Source organism: Candidatus Lokiarchaeum ossiferum, assembly GCA_025839675.1.
Taxonomy (GTDB): domain Archaea; phylum Asgardarchaeota; class Lokiarchaeia; order Sigyniarchaeales; family Promethearchaeaceae; genus Lokiarchaeum; species Lokiarchaeum ossiferum.
Genome location: CP104013.1, coordinates 4,904,888 through 4,921,861 on the forward strand (window position 1 = coordinate 4,904,888; position 16,974 = coordinate 4,921,861).

Here is a 16,974-nt window from a genome sequence, read left to right on the forward strand (position 1 = left end):
GATATATTACTATATTACCAAAACTTCAAAAAATCTGGTTCTAAATCTAACATGTGATAGATAAGGCTAAGTTATTATTGAAAGGAAAAGCCTCCAAAAAAAACCAAGGGATCTATTTATTTGGTCTTCTTTTCTTCTGCGTTATTTTTTTTACAATTTCCATCATAATTTATCCAAATTATTCCATATTTCAGGAAAGTATTAGCAGTTTGGGGATTCCAAATGAGAACCCCGATGGATATTTTTATTGGTCCATTGGGATGATGGTTTTAGGATTGCTTTTTATTCCTCATTTGCTCTATTTTTATAGAGTTCTACACCCCACGGCTTATAAAACTTCGATCATTAGTCTTATTCTTTCCATAATTGCAAGTTTAGGCTTGGTGGGTGTGGGTTATTTTCCTGAAGATACAATTTATCCACATTATACATGTGCAACTATTGCCTTTCTCGGATATTTCAGTTCTTTTTGCTGCAATCTCTATATTCTAAATAAAAAAATTAAAGATCAGGAACCTTGGCCGAAAAAATGGCAAGTTTTTCTTCTCTATTTCCAACTCTTTGGAATTATGTTCTTGTTCATAAGTGCTTTTATCATTTTTGGATTGTTTTACTTCTATGGGATTTATTGGATTGCTCCAAATTTGCCTTTCCTCGAATGGGCTGTTTTTATCTCTAATTTGCTTTATATTATTGGACTTTTTTTAATTATTCCAGATCCATCATGATTAAGACTTGTGTTAATAAAGTCAAAATCTATGTATTTTAGATAATTTTCTGAATTATCGTTTTTCTCTCGACTTTAGCTGATGAGTTTCTCGTTTTTCAACTTCTGGAATTGTATTGGGAAGTCTTAAAGCTAAATAATATATTATCGCAGCAAATATGCATGCTAAAGACCACTCCCAAAATGTAAATGATAGTAGTCCTGGACCTGGCCAAGGATACCCCTTTTTTTCCACGATCTCCTGGGAGATTAACATTCCAAATCCTCCATATACGAGCAAAAGGAACATTGGAAATGTAATTGGTTTTGGATATAATTCGTCCTTATTTACTCGGCACTTTGGAAAGTGATCAATGATAAAGAGTACCCCAAAATGAGTTAGTCCAATTATTAACCCGAACATCGCAAATAATGCAACAATATTATGGGCCTTTCCCATAGAAACATCTTCTAAAAAGTTATCTCCATAAACATCAGGGAAAAAACCCACAAGAATTGTTCCCAAACATCCGATCTGGGCAAATATTATTCCTGATTTTGCAAGCCACGGTAAAATTAACACTTCTCGATTGTAAATATACATCAAAAAATTGGAGAAACTAAAACCCATGATTATCATTGCAATGCTAAAATAATACCAACCTCGAGGATTTCTTATATAATCTCCAAGATATGAAAGAGTATGAGTGAAAATTGTATAATTACTTTCTTTAGGGTAGAGTATATATGCGATCACCATGCATAGTGTCGAAATACAGAATGTAACTACCAAATAAATTTTTAATTCTTTAGGTTCAAATTCGCCTCTCAGAAATCGGTAAATTCTGTATTCCTTCATCATGTTTTGTAGTTTTGCATAAATTAAAAATCCCAAGATAATTAATTTTACTTAATTTTATGAAAGGAATTGTCATTTTATCGTATCACAAAAATCCGGGAGCTTATGTTGATTGTGAATTTCCCAAAGGAATTAGTTCATCTGTTGAGCTCACTTCCATAGAACATAATAAGATATACACCTTTAATCGAATGAAGGAATCTGGTCCGAATTATGTGTATATAAATACAAAAAACCAACAGATCGCATCTTTTTTTACTGGATTAGACCCTATTATTTGTACTGGGGTTCCAAATCATTGTGTTTATTTAATTTTGGATCGTGAGGACCCAACAAAATGGGAAGCTGAATTGAAACAAATTGCTCTTGAATTACTTCCTCTTTATTATTCAACCAATAATACCTCTGATACTGATGAAATTTTAGTAAATTTGGAGAATCAAGAATTTTTTGAGCATTTACAGCGAAAATTCTTAGATCTAAAGAAAATGGAATATTCCGATCATCTCGTTGAGAAAATGATTGCAGAAATCGATGATGATTATTCCAATCCAGAAAAAAATCAAGAATCTGAACAAATGGATGGAAAAATGGCATTGATGGAACTTGAAGTCTGGCGAGATAGAGTTGAGAAATTGTCTCAAGAAAAAACGGATTTGACTAAAGAAATTGAAAAATTAAAGATTAAAATTAGTGAATTAGAAGATAAAGTACAAACCGCTTCTGAATATGCCAGTGGAGAATCCATCGAGAAGGTTCACAAATTGAGTACTCATCTCGAAGAAGCGAATCAGAAAGCAAAAAGACAATTAGAAGAACTTACGGTACAAAAAAAATCTATTAGCCAAATTGAGATAAATAATAAAAAATTGCAAGAAGAATGCTCTTCAATCCGTTCAGAATATGAGAAATATCAAAAATCTACCTTATCAACAATTGAAGCAAAAAATGAAGAAATTCGAATATTATCTCAGAGAATTCAAAAACAAGATGAAAAAATCAGTTCCCTGACTCAAAATGATCAAAATGAGTCTAAACATCCATTTGAAGTTAAAAATGGGAATCTTGCTTTAGAAAATGAAATAAAAGCTCTTAAATATGAACTCCAGATTAAAAAGAAAGAAATTATAGAAACAAAAAAAATTAATAAAGTTCAAGAGAGAGAGGTCCTCAATCTTCGGGAACTCCTTGATTTAAATTAAAAATTAGACCCTCTGTGTAATATTTCTCTCATTTTTTCAATGATAAAGCTATTTGATTAATTGAATTTTTTACTCTTTGATCTTCCATGGATATTATTTTTTTTTCCAGGATACTTTGAGTTATCTGGGCTTCCTTTTTATTTAAGGATAAAATTTGTTCAACAGAGTGTATTGTCTTTTCAGATAGACTGCTTCGCGTTTTTAAATAAAAATTAAAGCATGCAATTAAAAATATGGGTAAATAAAGTATAGCTGGGGCAAGCCATTTATTAAAATATATGAGAAATAATTGCATGGAAATGGTTTCGATAATATGAAATATGGATCCTCCTCCGAAAACTTGAAATCTCAACTTCCTTGGATCTCGAATTAATTCTTTTATAGAGTATTTTGTTGATCGTTTCCACTTTTGATGATTGAATCCAGAAAATCCTCCAAAAATGGCCCATGTTGGTGTTAGACTAACAAAATAATATTTGTATATCCCTATTTTAACAAACATTATTGCTGCAAATCCGCAAAGGGAACCTACATACCACATCATCCAGTAAAACTCTTGATCTGTTTGATAACGTTGGTTTTTAATCAAGCGCCAATATAGCAGGAAAATAATTGCAATAGAAATCATCAAAAAAAACTGAAAATGAAATAATATAGCAAAAAGTGAAGTGAATGCAGTGGGGATTCCTAATCTATTTCCAATCCATGCGAAAGCAACATCTAAAACTGCTCGAAAATTTACTTGATAAGGATCATTCCCCTCGCCTAATGTTAAATCGGGAAAATATCCCACTAATATGTCTCCATTATAGACTGGTTCTATATGGCTGAAGATCAACGATAACCATTCTGCATTTGGGGTGGAATAGCTACCCAATAATGCTCCAAAAAATTTGTCTGGAACTGTAAAAATGTAAGGCGAAGAACAAATAATAAATACCAAGCACGGGATTGCAGCATAATAAAGTAATTCAGACCATGGAATCGATTTAATATATTGAACAATGGTCCATTTATGCATCCATTTCTCCTTGGGTTTAAAATATAATTTGTAAATTATTCCAAATAGAAATATTGGCATGTAAAATGCTGCGACATGTTTTATACTGATTGCTATACCCAACCAGAACATCCCCCATTTGTATTTCTCTTTACTGATCATCAACATACTTAATACAAGAAAAGTGGTATAAACACCCGTATTTTGCCAGATAAAATCGGAATAGAATAGATTAATGGGGGAAAGTAAGGTTAATCCCATCATTACTTTAGCTGCTTTCCCAGTTGCCCCAAAACTTTTAGCTAAATGAAAAATTAAAAACCCCGTGGTTATATTGCAAATCAACATGACAATCGGTGCAGAATATATGGTCCAACGAGCGAAAATATGTATTATATAATAAAATAGGGGAGGGTATAGATATCGCCCATTAAATGCATCTGTATAAAGTGCTTCGCCATTCAACCAATTTTTCCGAAACATTATATAATCGCCATTAAAATCGCACAACCCTTCAGTTGTCCACCAAAAATCACCCCATTTTGCAAAAATACTGGTGATGGTTCGATTTAACCCTTCTTCATAGAAAAACATCCCATAGAAAAAAAAGCCCACTTTTATCACAATTGCTAAAGTGAATAGCCATAGCATTCTATCTGGAAATAGCTTTTTCATCCAATGGGTCTTTACAGGAATTCGGAGATCAAATTCATTATAATATTCCTTAGCATCATGATTGACATCAAAAAGTGTACTTTTTTTTATATCTTGTAGTATGGAGGAAATTTTTTTCAATGCGAACAGCTCAACATTGTTAATTTATTCTGACATCGCTTAAATCTTTCGAAATTCATTATAGATTATTCTCTAGTAATTAATATAAGTGCTATTATTTCGATTACGATACCGATGAGAAGAAAATAGGTTGGTTCCTCATTTAAAATAAAATACGAAAGAATTGTCGCGAAAATGGGCTTAAAGTAGAATAAATTGATCCCTTTGGATGCTTCTATCATATCAATTCCTTTGAAAAATAAAATATAACCCAATCCTGTTGTGATGATTCCTAGATACAACATACCTATCCATGTTGTCCAAGTGAAATTAGTTATAATTTGCCACTGATTGTCATAAAAAAGCAAAGGAATATATATTAACGTTGCAAAAATGAATGTAACCAGGTTAAAATCGAGTGAATCTATTTGAATGTCTTCTTCTGAAGATAATACAAGTCTTTTTTTCATTAATTCTTTGCCAATAATGACATCTATGCACCAAAGGGCCATTCCAAAAAAGACTAAAATATTTCCAAGGAAAAAATCACTATTGAGGATTGCCTTAAACTGAAATTCTGTAACAATTACTAAAACACCTACAAAACCCAGAAGTATTCCGATTATTTTCTTCTTATTCTTTTTTTCATTTCGAAATAAAATCATAAATAAAGAAATAATAATCGGATTCGAACTGAAAATTGTCGCTGCAAAAGATGCATCCGTATATGTTGTGCCGATAGCAAAAAGAATCATTCCTATGACCAAACCTAATAAAGAAGCAGGAATGTAATATTTTGGGTATTGTTTTATAAGTAATACTAACGATCTAGTACGCTTAGTAATTAAAGCATAAAGCAACAAAATCACTGCGCCAACGGAAAACCGGAAAAAATTCAAAGTAATGGGTGAACTCTCATTTTGAATCAATTTAATGGTAAGTTCAATTGTACTCCACGTAAAAATTCCAACAATCATATAACCATAACCGATTTTCGTTTTTTTTTCCATTATAAAGAATAAGGTAGGCTTCGTTTTAAAACAAGTATTTAAGTTGATTCCCACCTTATTTCATTAAAGGAGAGAAGTGAGTTGGAAATAAAGGGGTTAGATGATCATTCAATCGATTGTTATTTAAGGGTTGGAAAAGCTGTAGGGCATGCGTTAGCTTTAGGTCAAAAAATCGCACGCCCAGGTACAAATATTAAAGATTTAGCTGAAATTTTAGAACAAGATATTCTTGATCAAGGTGCAGATGGTTGGGCTTTCCCTGCGAATATTGGTTTGGATCATTACGCTGCCCATTATTCTCCAGTAATCGAAGATCCTTTTATTCTTCCTGAAGAAGGGTTGTTAAAAATTGATCTTGGGGGGCAAGTAGATGGTTTTATTGCAGATGCTGCGGTAACTGTTAATTTGGGAAAATCAGAAGGATTATATGCTGATTTATGCAAAGCCGTAATCGATGCCTTGTACGCTGCAATTAAAATTGCTAAACCGGGTGTCAATATAAAGAGTATAGGTGCAGTCATTCAAACAGAAATTGAAAAATACCATGATATTAGACCTATTTCTAATTTGGGGGGTCATCGTGTGAGTCAATGGGATCTCCATGGGGCTCCTTTTATTCCAAATGTTGCCAATTCTGGAGATGATTATCTTTTAAAAGAAGGCGATCAGATTGCAATTGAGCCCTTTGCTACAAATGGCTATGGAGCGATAAAAAACGGAAAGGATTTAACTATTTTTGAAGTGAAGAATATACATAAAAAGAAAAATCTTCCACAACTTGAAAAACTTCGATTACAGAAGTTCAAGAAAAAATTTGGAAAATTACCCTTTTCCCCTCGGTGGATCGATTTTATGCCCCAAAATCAAATAAATGCAGCGATTTTAAAATATTATCGCCAAGGAATTTTAGACGGTTATCATGTTTTCGAAGAAAGAGCCCAAGGAATAGTGTCACAACAAGAACATACCTTGCTAATTACAAAAGAAGGCGCAATTCCGACTACATGGTGGGAAGATTTTGATTACCGGACTTTATGGACAAACTAAAAATTGAAAGTATCATGAAATGTTTGATCTTAGCTGCGGGTTATGGCTCTCGCCTCGCTTCTTTTTTAAAAAATCTGCCAAAACCCCTTTATCCCCTTAATTCTCATGGAGATACTTGTCTTTCACTGATGTTGGATGGTTTAGTGCGTTCAAAGTGTTCTGATATACATATTGTTGGAGGGCATCAAATTGAAAAAATCCGTGATTTTCAAAAAACCCTTGAAGAAGAAAAACAGATTTCTTTTAATTTAATTGATGCAACGAACTATTATCACCGAGGACCACTCTTTTCATTTTTGACTGCCGAGAACGCATTAAATTCACAGAAATATTTTGCAGTTTTTCCTGGTGACACAGTTTTTCATCCCATTGTTTATCAATATCTTGAAAAATTGAATTTTAGCGCGTTTGAGTTTAATTCGATCCATCTTTTCTATTGTAAGTCATCAAATTTTAGTTCTTGGGGTAATATTTGTCTGAAAATAAATAATCTTGGATCAAATTCTTATGTTGAGGCATTTAATCCCTTGTCTGCTGGTTCAAACTTTAAAAATAAAGGTGTGGGACCTATGAACATAATGATCCCCATCTTAATTCTTCCAGGAACAATATTTCTACAGATCAAATCTATCATGCATCCCTCTAATACTACTCTTTTTCATGTTTTACAAACAATTTGCATGAAATCTCTCTTAAAAATCATCCCTCATCAGATTTCTGAAATATCTTGCCCCTTTAAAGATTTTGATCTCATAGAAGATCTTTCATTAATTCAAAGCATAATTGAGAAGTAATGTAAAAAAATTAAGCGATTTTATACATGGATTTAATAATATTCCACCGTTTATTGATTTCTTCTGCCGTTCTCATTTTAACCAACAGCCATTTCAATCCGGTCCTATACATTCCATAGATTTTTTTAATATGTTTATAATCTTTGGTTTTTTTAAGCCCCTTGGAATATAATTTTGCGAGGGATTTTGTCCAAAGATCCTCATTATGTTGTTTCGCAAAATCTGCACTAAATTTTGCCATGCGCATCGAAGATGCAATTCCTGAAGCGCCTGATGCCTCCACATATCCAATAGCACCTCCTATTAACATTAATCCTGGACGAGGCATTATATTTTCATGCAAAGCTCCAGTGTTGATACAAGAAACTCCTTCAAATTCCACAACAGTATTTTTCATCAAATCTGAGAAATGGGGATAATGTTCAATTAACTCGTACCAAACTCTTTTTAATTCTTCGTCATCAGGCATATCACAAAAATCTCGTAATTGCAAAGCCTCTGGGGTAAAAACCATTAATCCAATCTCACATTCATCGTTACCACGGGGAAAAATAAAAATGATTGCAGGCGGAAATCTTGGAGCATATTTTAACATACCAGCAGAAATGAAGAAATATTCAAAACCTTTATATTCCCCTTTGAAATTTGAAATTTTTCTTTTTACTATTGGACATTGAATCATTTCATAAGGGACACCCATGGTCCTACCAATATTGCTTTTATAACCATCACAAGCCATAACCGTCTTTCCATAAATTTTTTCACCAGATTTTAGTTGAACTCCAACACAAACTTTTTTATCAATTAGTGGATAAACAACTTCTGAATTACACCGAATTTCGGTTTCTGTTTCATTGACGCGATTAATTAATAAATTGATGAAGGTATCCCATTCATAAACAATAGAAGGTGAATCACGATAAATCTCAAAATTATTTTTTGCATTTGGGCTATTGAATTTCCGTGCTGCTGTTATATGTTTAGAGAGCATATTCAACACGTTAGATCCAAGAACCTCGGTGAAGATACGGGCTGCATGTAACGTTTCTCCTCGTGGAAATGGGGATGGTCGGTCTTCTTTTTCTAAGATCAATGTGGATAAGCGATGGCGACCACATAGAATACCAGCAGTTAAACCCGCTGGACCTGCACCACTGATGATCACATCGTAAGGATTTTCTTTTGTTCCTTTCATTTTATATAAATATAATACATATCATCCTTAATTAAAAGCCATTGAAAGAAATTAACTAAAAATAAGGAAACCTTAAAAGATCATTGAGGTTAATTGTTATGGAAATTGTAAAAAATGGAATTTGTATTCAAGAAAAACAGTTAAGTGAGCGGTGTGGGCAGTGTGGTGAATGGTTGGTTCATTGTGTTTATAAATATCAATCAAAAAAATTAAAGCACGTTATTCGGTGTAAAAAATGCAATAGCGCCTCACGAATCAAGAAATAAATTATAAAAAAAGACTTGGAATTTTTCCTAGCCCATCGTATGCGTTTCCAAGGCCAAAATAAGTATTCGTCATAAAAGCGAGTGTGATTGAATTAGCCAAACCTTCATCTTCACGCGTGATTGCTGGTGTCGTGTCTGTTCCTCGATATTTTAATAGATCTAATAAGTTTTGTTCTGTAAAATGTGATGTTGAATTAAAAATGTCTTCAACATAAGCTTCCAGATATTGTTGTCGATCCAATGAATAATTTCCCCTCGTAAAACATGCTTCGTTCCACGTTTCATTAATGTACCGATTAGTGCTTACAAATGGGGATGCATATAATTGATATTTTTCAGGATAGCATTGCATTCCAATAATGGATGTGTCATCAATAATCATAACATTAAACGAACAAGGTATTTTTGGTGAATTAAAATCTTCTATTATCATTTCTACGATTTCTTGACTGGTTTTTCCACTTTCCAAGGCTTTTCGACTTAGAATCCCCGTTGGAGTTTGATATTCTCCAGAAGCATTACTATGGACAATGTTCACAAAGGTTTTAATTCCATAAGAATTCATTGCACAAGGCATATTCAACATACCTCCCATCCGGAGACCAAATATTTCTGCTTTGCCAGGCATTTTAGTGTGGACCCATGCCAATCCCGGCAAGTATCCTTTTTCTCCCCACCCTTTATTATTAATCACACGTGGAAAGTCAAAATTTTGTCCATAGGTCTTGGTCGAATTGTTTTCTTTAACTCCCACCACCGAACATGCAATTTCCGCTCCTGGTTCATCCATCGTAGGATAGATTTGGGCATAAATAATATCAATAAAAGTGTTTTGGATAAGAATATCTTCAAAGGTTACTAAACTTCCGGTTTTTGCAGTTGCTCCTTTTGCCATTCCTTGCATTTCTTCAATGTAGTCTGAAGGAATAAATTCTTGGTATTTTGCTGCTTCTACCTTATAATATGCATAATCATAGCCAGAAATCATAAGAGAAATGAGAATTTCAATTGAGAGAATCTCACTCCCGAGATTATATCCTTCGTGATATCCTAAATCGTAATAATTTTCTGCTTCTACATAGAGATACTGCTGATTATTTCCTGCATCTCGCCATTCAGAATACCCTGTGGGATTATAGTGATTAAATAATCCTGTGAAGAAAAAAGGACAAAATCCAATTATGGCAATTAGGACGATGGCTGCAATTGGTCGAGCGAATTTGTTAAAACTTCCAAATAAAGCTTTATCTTTCTTCTTTAAAACAATTAAAACTAAAGTTAAAGTAAAAATAAGACTCAACGATATAATTATGCTTAATAGTATCATTACAATAATATTATCTTCCATTATTATAAACTGCGATGAAGAAACTTGCACAACATAGTGGAAAATATGTATCAAAAATACTTAAATAAACTTTTTTTGAATGAATTTTCATTTGATTGGTAGAAATTTCACAATATTTAAATCTTGTCTGAACAAATTATCATTATTGGTTTCCGTACCTATTTATGGAAATCAATTTGAAATTAGAAATTACAATTTGTGGTTGAAATGATTAAAAATGTTAAAATTGTGAGGATTATACTTCTTGTCTTCATAGGGTCTATTATCGCAACTATTCCTACTGCACTAAGTCCAGAATCAAACATCGTTAATTCTGACATTGTAGAATATAAGGAAATAGATTATGGGACGGAATTAAGGTCATTGAATATGGATAATATTCTTTTAAGCAATCCTTCCTTAATGCCATCATCCTCAAGCGAAGATGAAATGATACCGTTATCAAGTGCTGCCAGTGTGGGGGATATTTTAAACTGGTATACAATTGATTCAACAAGTTCAAGCCAATTAGTTACTGCATCTTTTAAGTTACGTGCCATTGGGAGTCACACTGAAGTTTGGGTTCAACAAGATCTATCTTACCCCGATTCTCGACCAACTCCTGTAATTACAGATACCCAGTTAAATTATTTATTATCTGAATTCGAAAATACAATTTATCCAATCGATACAGAATATTTTGGTGATCCTGATTTTCATGATGGGACTGGGTCCTACTACAATGCTGACGGCAGAGATGTTGTGTTAGTCTCAAATATACGTGATGATATGTATTATGATGATACTTATCCTTATTATATCGCTGGGTTCTATTGGAGTTATTTTGAAAGTACTTATGATCGAAACATAATTTCGATTGATTGTCGTAATTTTGATGATAAAGTAGGGACTGTAGCACATGAATATCAACATTTAATTCATGATGATTATAATACCAATGATGACACCTTTATGAATGAAGGTTGTTCAATGTATGCAGAATTGTTATGTGGATATGAAGTACCTGCAGGGTATACAACCGCATTCTTCACTACTCCTGATAATTCCTTAACCGATTGGAAAGATCAAGGTGATTTAAATTCAATTGCTGATTATGGATGCGTTTTCCTATGGACAACTTACTTAGCAGATCATTTTGGAGGGGCTGATTTAATTAGCTATTTTGTTCAAAATGGGGTTGCTGGGGTGAATGGTATCAATCAAGCTTTATCGCATTTTGGATATTCCGAAACTTTTGATGAAATTTTCCGAGATTGGACCATTGCAAATTACTTGTTAACTGATGCAATTGGTGGTGGAAAATATAACTACGATAGTATTACTATAGAAGAAGAATTACGAGTTTATAATGTTGCCTCTCAAACAATCACTGATAAAACTGGCTCAAGTTTTGGGGAAACTATAACTTATAACGATGATGGGACCGGTATCTATGAAATTTCTTCATATGGTTCTGATTATATTGAATTAACTGGAGTGGCCTCAAATCTTAATCAATATTTCACTTTTGATGGGGATAATATTGCTGGATCCGATGGATTCTATTTAACATTAGTTAGTCTTGAATCTGGAGTTCCTACTGGAATTGAATTTGTTTCTCTCGATTCAAGTTATGAAACCACCTTATCTCCTTTTGCTTTGTCTGCCATGACTGATGGAGATGTTGCTATGATTGTCTCCACAACTTCTGGATTGTCCGATTATAAATTTAGCATTTATCAAGAAGTCGATAACCCTCCAACCGTTGATATTACCAGTCCCGCTAATGGCGCCACTGTGGGTGACATAGTTTTAATTTCAGCTGAAGCTACCGATGGGGAAGGCATTGATTATGTCCGTTATCAAATTGATGGGGGATCATGGATTGTAGATAACACTGCTCCATATCAATGGTCTTGGGATACCACTGGATTAGTCGATGGACAATCTTATACAATAAATGTGCAAGCTTTTGATACTGATGGAAACACTGCTGAAGATAGCATTACTGTTGTAGTTGATAATCGTGAAATTTACCACACCGAAGTTGAATATACTGGTGCCGTTGCTGGATATGAAGTTGACTATTATCCAATTCAAGCTCAACCTGGAGCCATGACAGTTAGCGTTTCTTGGAGTGCTAGCAATGATATTGATTGCTATATCTGTACTGCCGAAGATTATTCAAACTATCTTGCTCGAGGTTATACTACTAATAATCCAGAATCTTGTTCTTATACCATTACAAGTGCTGGAACCTATTATGTTGCAGTTCGAATGTATACCAGTAGTGCTTCATCTACCGCCTATACATTAACGGTAGGATATTATACTGGAAGTATTGAAGATCAAACTCCTTCTGTTTCTATTACTGGACCTACAGATGGTGAAACAGTCACTGGTGATGTCATTATTACAGCTGATGCTACCGATGATATTGGAATTGATTATGTCCAATACCAAATCAATGGCGGTTCTTGGATTACCGACACTTCGGCACCTTTCCAATGGGCTTGGGACACAACCGGACTTGTCGACGGTCAAACATATACTATAGTAGTCCGAGCTTACGATACTGCTGGTCAATACGCGGAAGATTCTATTTCAGTTATTGTTGATAATGAAATCAGTGTAATTCATGTCACCGAAGAATTTTCAGGTAGTGTTAGCGCTCGCCAAGTACTCTATTTTGCAATTACTGCTGAACCTGGATTGGTAGAAGTATCGGCTTCTTGGGGAAATAGTTATGATATTGATGTATATATTTGTCAAAGTCAGAGTTATACTAGTTACTTAGCACGCGGATATACAACCAACAACCCTGAAACATGCAGTTATGACTTACAATCTGCTGGAACATACTACATCGCTGTAAGAATGTATTCTTCATCTGCTCCAAGCACTACATTTGCACTAACAGTCTCATATTATAAACTTGCATAAAAATATCAACCTTTTCTAGTTTTTTTCTTTTTTCAACCTTTTTTTCGTTTTACTTTATTTGGGGTGTCCGAAGGTTATTTTCTTATAGAGATTTCTATTTTTATTATTAACATATAAAAAACTTTTGGGATATATATGGCGGACCCGGAGCGATTCGAACGCTCGGCTTGTACCTTAGGAGGGTACCGCCCTATCCAGCTAGGCCACGGGTCCAAAATGAAAATTAAAAAGAATTAATATTTCTAATATTTCATCTCAAAAAAATTTTTCTTCAGAGAAATTTACCAGATGGATATTTATGATTGGAATCGGAACCTTCTAAAGATCAATCGACTAAATAATAAATATCACATGAAACCCGATGAATTTCTTAAATATCAATTCAGAACTTTAGAAGTTGTGCTTAAAGAAGATGTCCAGTATGATGGTAAAGATTATTTTAAGGACGTCTACTTTGTTCCGAACAATTTAACGACTGTTTCAATTTCTGACGTGGATTTATCTTCCACTTTTATGGGGAAACGTTTGCAATACCCAATTTGTGTCGCTTCTTTAACTGGAGGCGACAAAAAATTGACAGAGATTAATAAAACCATTGGCGCTTTTGCGAACGAATATCAAATTGCTCAAGGGATTGGAGACCAAATTCATTGTGTCCAACCCAATGTTTCAAAAGAGGTTATAGAAAGCTATTCCATTGTTCGTGAACAAAATCCTAATGGTATGATTTTTGCAAATCTTTCTGGGAAATATTTGATTAAATCTAAGACATATATTAATGATGTCCGAAAAGCTATTGAAACTATTAATGCTGATGCTCTTGAAATTTATATTGAGCCCTTATTAAACATTTTATGGTCTCGGGAATCTCCTGGAACTCTTGGGTTTTTAGAACGGTTAAAAAAGGTGATTCTCAGTACCGATATTCCCGTATTTGTAAAGACAGTTAGTACGGGTTTGAGTAGTGAAGATGTTCGACAACTTTGGGATGCTGGTGTTGCAGGAATTAATATTCAAGGCATAGGGGGAACAAGTTTTGCTCGAATTGAAACCTTGAAACGCCTTACACTTTCTCAAAAGCAAGCTGTTCCTACTGTAAAACGTCCTTTTGATTATTTTGGGACTCCCACCGTTTGGAGTTTGTTGGATGTGAAACTACGTCCCGAAAATAAGGACATCCCCTTAATTCTTGGAGGGGGTATCCGTGATGGAAGACAGGCGGTTAAAGCATTAGCGTTTGGTGCAGATATCATTAGTCTCGGATATCCTGTATTAATCAAGCTTACGGAAGATTTTGGCTATCCTGAAGAACATAATTTGGAGCGATGGTTTACACGTTTTATTCACCAGATGAAAATGACCATGTGCTTATTGGGGGCTCGTAATATTGATGAATTACGTGAAATTGTCCGCAGTAGGGTCGTTATATTTGGAAAAACCAAAGAATGGCTCGAAGGGCGAAATTTGTCATTTCCACCTAAAAATAAACATTTGTAGCCTTTTTACATTGAAGCTCTATTTTTTAATATTTTTTCCACTTTGTGATCCAGTTGATTTAAAAAGGACAAATAAGCAGTTGATTTAAACAAGCGATTCTGGATGGTTTTTGGTTTGTCAATCAAGCTTTGATCTTGTTTACACAACGTAGCAATAAATTTCAAGATGAATTCTTCTAGTTCCTTTGCAAAACTGCTAAGCTCCAGATGGTTCAAGTCTTTAGAACAATATTCTGGGATGTTAACGTCCAATGGATGCTTATGAATGTTTCGAAGACTTCCGGATGCTCCAGTACTGCCTACCTTCTTAACTCGTCTTGTAATATATGGACTATTTAAAATTCCCAGCAGAAAATATGCTTCTGGAAGTGTTTCAGGTATAAAAAAGTAGAGGGATGTGTCAATAATCGCAGGATCTGTTATTATGGCGGCTTTTACGATACTTCCAATTCCATTGTATACTACTTTTGGCTGCATAAATTGGCGAGGGTCACTCAGAGCTTTCCCATAGTTAAGTCGTTGAAGTAAATTTGAGATTTGAGCTCCATCTTTCTTGTGTTCTTGATACAATTTGGTAAGCAATTGGTAGTGTTTTTTAGCAAAGGGTGTTTTTGGCGAATTTACTGTGTAAGAATGATCTGATTCTTTGTTCAAAGGCAAAAAGGCGTGATACTTTTGAATATACTGAAATGGGATTAATCCCGTACTTTTTGCTACTGAAAAACAGTATTTACTCTCAATTTGAGCGCGTTCAAAGGCTTTGAATTGCCAAGTGCTATACTTTTTGGATTGAATCCATCGGGATGGTTGAATTGTTATTATTTTTTGAACTCGGTCTTTTTCATTCGAAATAGGTTCTATAAACAGTAAATTTCTGGGAACTAACGACGCTCCCTGACGAAATTTCGACTTATATGAAGATTCTTGTTTTCCATTTTTTGAAATTCCATTTACAATGGCTGAAATCATTTTTTTTTGAGTGGTTGGATCAAAAGGAGCTAATCTTCCAACTAAGAACGAACAATCTGTTTTTATTGGGTTATAGGGGCTCTTTTCTATCTTTGAATCTTTGTTTGTGATACTCATTGGAAAATACCATTGGGTTGAAGCTAATTTTACAGAAAAGGGGTTTTCCACACAGTCAAAGATGTTCCATTTAATCTTCAATCGATCTTCTAAAGACATTTTTCCTTTCTCTGCTTTCATACAATGATTATGGATCCGAAAAACATCTTTGGTAAATGCCCAAAATTCAATATTTTTTAAACCTGTGAATTGACGAAACAGAGCATGCTGTCCCGCATTTGCTAAACTGGCCGGGGTCACAAAAAACATTTTTCCTCCCTCCTCCAAATTCTGTCGTTGAGAATGGGTGATAAAAATGGTTGTCAACTCTGTTGAAGTTGCTAATTTTCCCCCTAATAAGATTCCATAATCCATCCCTAATTTTTTGATTCTCGTTTTTTCTTCTTTTGACGAGATTCGATTTAATACAACCCAAGGAGGATTTCCTATAAGTAAATCCATTTTTACTTGTGAAACATGGTTTGTTGGATTTGAAGGAAAAAGAAAATTGTCGTGAATTATTTTGGGATCAATTAACTGATTCATTTGTTCTTCTTGGATTAAAATCAGATTTGCTCTTGCCATAAAACAAGCTAGGGGATTAATATCAATGCCATGTAGATTATTGTAAGCTTCTCTCTTTTCTACCATAGTTTTTTTTGAAGTGAATATTTTTTTAGCAATCTCACAAAGAAACGTGCCGGATCCGCATGAGGGATCTAAAACACGGTCACCAAACTCGTAAATGTCTCCCACCATCAAATGAGCTAACTCTGAATGGGTATAAAATTCCCCTTGGGGATGGCGAGTGGTGTTTGCAATCAATTCTTGATATATTTGCGTAAAAAGATCTTCTTTTTTAAATGAAACTGTCTTGAATGACTCTAATTTTTCATATTCTGCAAAGAAAATATTGATTATTTCTTGATTTTCAATAATCCACCTCATATATGACGGGATTTTTAATAATTTTTCCATACTGTGAAATTTATTCTGAACCGTGCTTATTTGATCCGCATTTTTTTTATTTGGATTCCTTTCTTGAAAGATATAGATTATAAAAAACACTGATGTTATCAATTGAACGTGTTTTACAAACAATTCTTGATTAACCTCATCTTGCAGATATAAATTTCGGAAGGATTCTTGCCATATTTTAAAATTGGCTTGGATCTTGTTGATTCCTCCCATTTGTAATTTCGAAGTTACTATTTTTTTCAGTTCTTTGCCGATTGGAGAAGAAGTTCCCCATTTTTCCATCAACCACGATCCACTGATCATAAAATTAAG

The 16,974-nt window shown here is 34.0% G+C and carries 13 protein-coding genes and 1 tRNA gene; 7 read left to right on the forward strand and 7 right to left on the reverse strand.

Annotated elements, in window-relative coordinates; genetic code table 11:
• Window positions 1-53: 53 nt before the first annotated feature.
• On the forward strand, window positions 54-728 hold the full coding sequence (locus NEF87_RS21010) for a DUF998 domain-containing protein (protein ID WP_457917365.1): 675 nt from the start codon (window positions 54-56) through the stop codon (window positions 726-728).
• 54 nt (window positions 729-782) lie between these two features.
• Here NEF87_RS21010 and NEF87_RS21015 read toward each other — a convergent pair whose 3' ends face one another.
• Window positions 783-1,565: a hypothetical protein gene (locus tag NEF87_RS21015; RefSeq protein WP_457917366.1), complete on the reverse strand. Its 783-nt coding sequence runs from the start codon at window positions 1,563-1,565 to the stop codon at window positions 783-785.
• A 59-nt stretch (window positions 1,566-1,624) separates the two neighbouring features.
• Here NEF87_RS21015 and NEF87_RS21020 point away from each other — a divergent pair, with 59 nt between their 5' ends.
• Window positions 1,625-2,767, forward strand: coding sequence for a hypothetical protein (locus NEF87_RS21020; RefSeq protein ID WP_457917367.1), 1,143 nt, complete (start codon window positions 1,625-1,627; stop codon window positions 2,765-2,767).
• A 28-nt stretch (window positions 2,768-2,795) separates the two neighbouring features.
• On the opposite strand, the gene NEF87_RS21025 is transcribed toward NEF87_RS21020, so the two are convergent.
• Both NEF87_RS21025 and NEF87_RS21030 read right to left on the reverse strand, forming a co-directional pair.
• Window positions 2,796-4,562: a hypothetical protein gene (locus NEF87_RS21025; protein WP_457917368.1), complete on the reverse strand. Its 1,767-nt coding sequence runs from the start codon at window positions 4,560-4,562 to the stop codon at window positions 2,796-2,798.
• A 65-nt stretch (window positions 4,563-4,627) separates the two neighbouring features.
• Entirely contained in the window at window positions 4,628-5,551 is a 924-nt protein-coding gene (locus tag NEF87_RS21030; RefSeq protein ID WP_457917369.1) for a DMT family transporter, read from the reverse strand.
• Window positions 5,552-5,632: 81 nt separating this feature from the next.
• Between NEF87_RS21030 and map the strand changes: the two genes are divergently transcribed.
• Window positions 5,633-6,598 (forward strand): type II methionyl aminopeptidase, encoded by a 966-nt coding sequence (gene map / locus NEF87_RS21035; RefSeq protein ID WP_371803484.1) that lies wholly within the window; start codon window positions 5,633-5,635, stop codon window positions 6,596-6,598.
• Window positions 6,599-6,612: 14 nt separating this feature from the next.
• Window positions 6,613-7,392 carry an NTP transferase domain-containing protein gene (locus tag NEF87_RS21040; RefSeq protein WP_457917370.1) on the forward strand — a complete coding sequence of 260 codons (780 nt, stop codon included), beginning with the start codon at window positions 6,613-6,615 and terminating at the stop codon, window positions 7,390-7,392.
• Between the two features lie 10 nt (window positions 7,393-7,402).
• Here NEF87_RS21040 and NEF87_RS21045 read toward each other — a convergent pair whose 3' ends face one another.
• Window positions 7,403-8,587, reverse strand: a complete 1,185-nt coding sequence (locus tag NEF87_RS21045; RefSeq protein ID WP_457917371.1) for an FAD-dependent monooxygenase — start codon at window positions 8,585-8,587, stop codon at window positions 7,403-7,405.
• A gap of 98 nt (window positions 8,588-8,685) precedes the next feature.
• Here NEF87_RS21045 and NEF87_RS21050 point away from each other — a divergent pair, with 98 nt between their 5' ends.
• Window positions 8,686-8,853, forward strand: a complete 168-nt coding sequence (locus NEF87_RS21050; protein WP_371803487.1) for a hypothetical protein — start codon at window positions 8,686-8,688, stop codon at window positions 8,851-8,853.
• Window position 8,854: 1 nt separating this feature from the next.
• Here the strand turns inward: NEF87_RS21050 and NEF87_RS21055 are convergent, their stop codons facing one another.
• Complete coding sequence (locus NEF87_RS21055) at window positions 8,855-10,231, reverse strand: C45 family autoproteolytic acyltransferase/hydolase (RefSeq protein ID WP_457917372.1); 1,377 nt, start codon at window positions 10,229-10,231, stop codon at window positions 8,855-8,857.
• Window positions 10,232-10,408: 177 nt separating this feature from the next.
• Here NEF87_RS21055 and NEF87_RS21060 point away from each other — a divergent pair, with 177 nt between their 5' ends.
• Window positions 10,409-13,123: an Ig-like domain-containing protein gene (locus NEF87_RS21060; RefSeq protein WP_457917373.1), complete on the forward strand. Its 2,715-nt coding sequence runs from the start codon at window positions 10,409-10,411 to the stop codon at window positions 13,121-13,123.
• A gap of 136 nt (window positions 13,124-13,259) precedes the next feature.
• On the opposite strand, the gene NEF87_RS21065 is transcribed toward NEF87_RS21060, so the two are convergent.
• Window positions 13,260-13,336: transfer RNA gene (locus NEF87_RS21065), tRNA-Arg, on the reverse strand.
• Between the two features lie 75 nt (window positions 13,337-13,411).
• Between NEF87_RS21065 and NEF87_RS21070 the strand changes: the two genes are divergently transcribed.
• On the forward strand, window positions 13,412-14,620 hold the full coding sequence (locus NEF87_RS21070; protein ID WP_371803490.1) for an alpha-hydroxy-acid oxidizing protein: 1,209 nt from the start codon (window positions 13,412-13,414) through the stop codon (window positions 14,618-14,620).
• A gap of 5 nt (window positions 14,621-14,625) precedes the next feature.
• Here NEF87_RS21070 and NEF87_RS21075 read toward each other — a convergent pair whose 3' ends face one another.
• Window positions 14,626-16,944, reverse strand: coding sequence for an N-6 DNA methylase (locus NEF87_RS21075; RefSeq protein ID WP_457917374.1), 2,319 nt, complete (start codon window positions 16,942-16,944; stop codon window positions 14,626-14,628).
• Window positions 16,945-16,974: the final 30 nt, after the last annotated feature.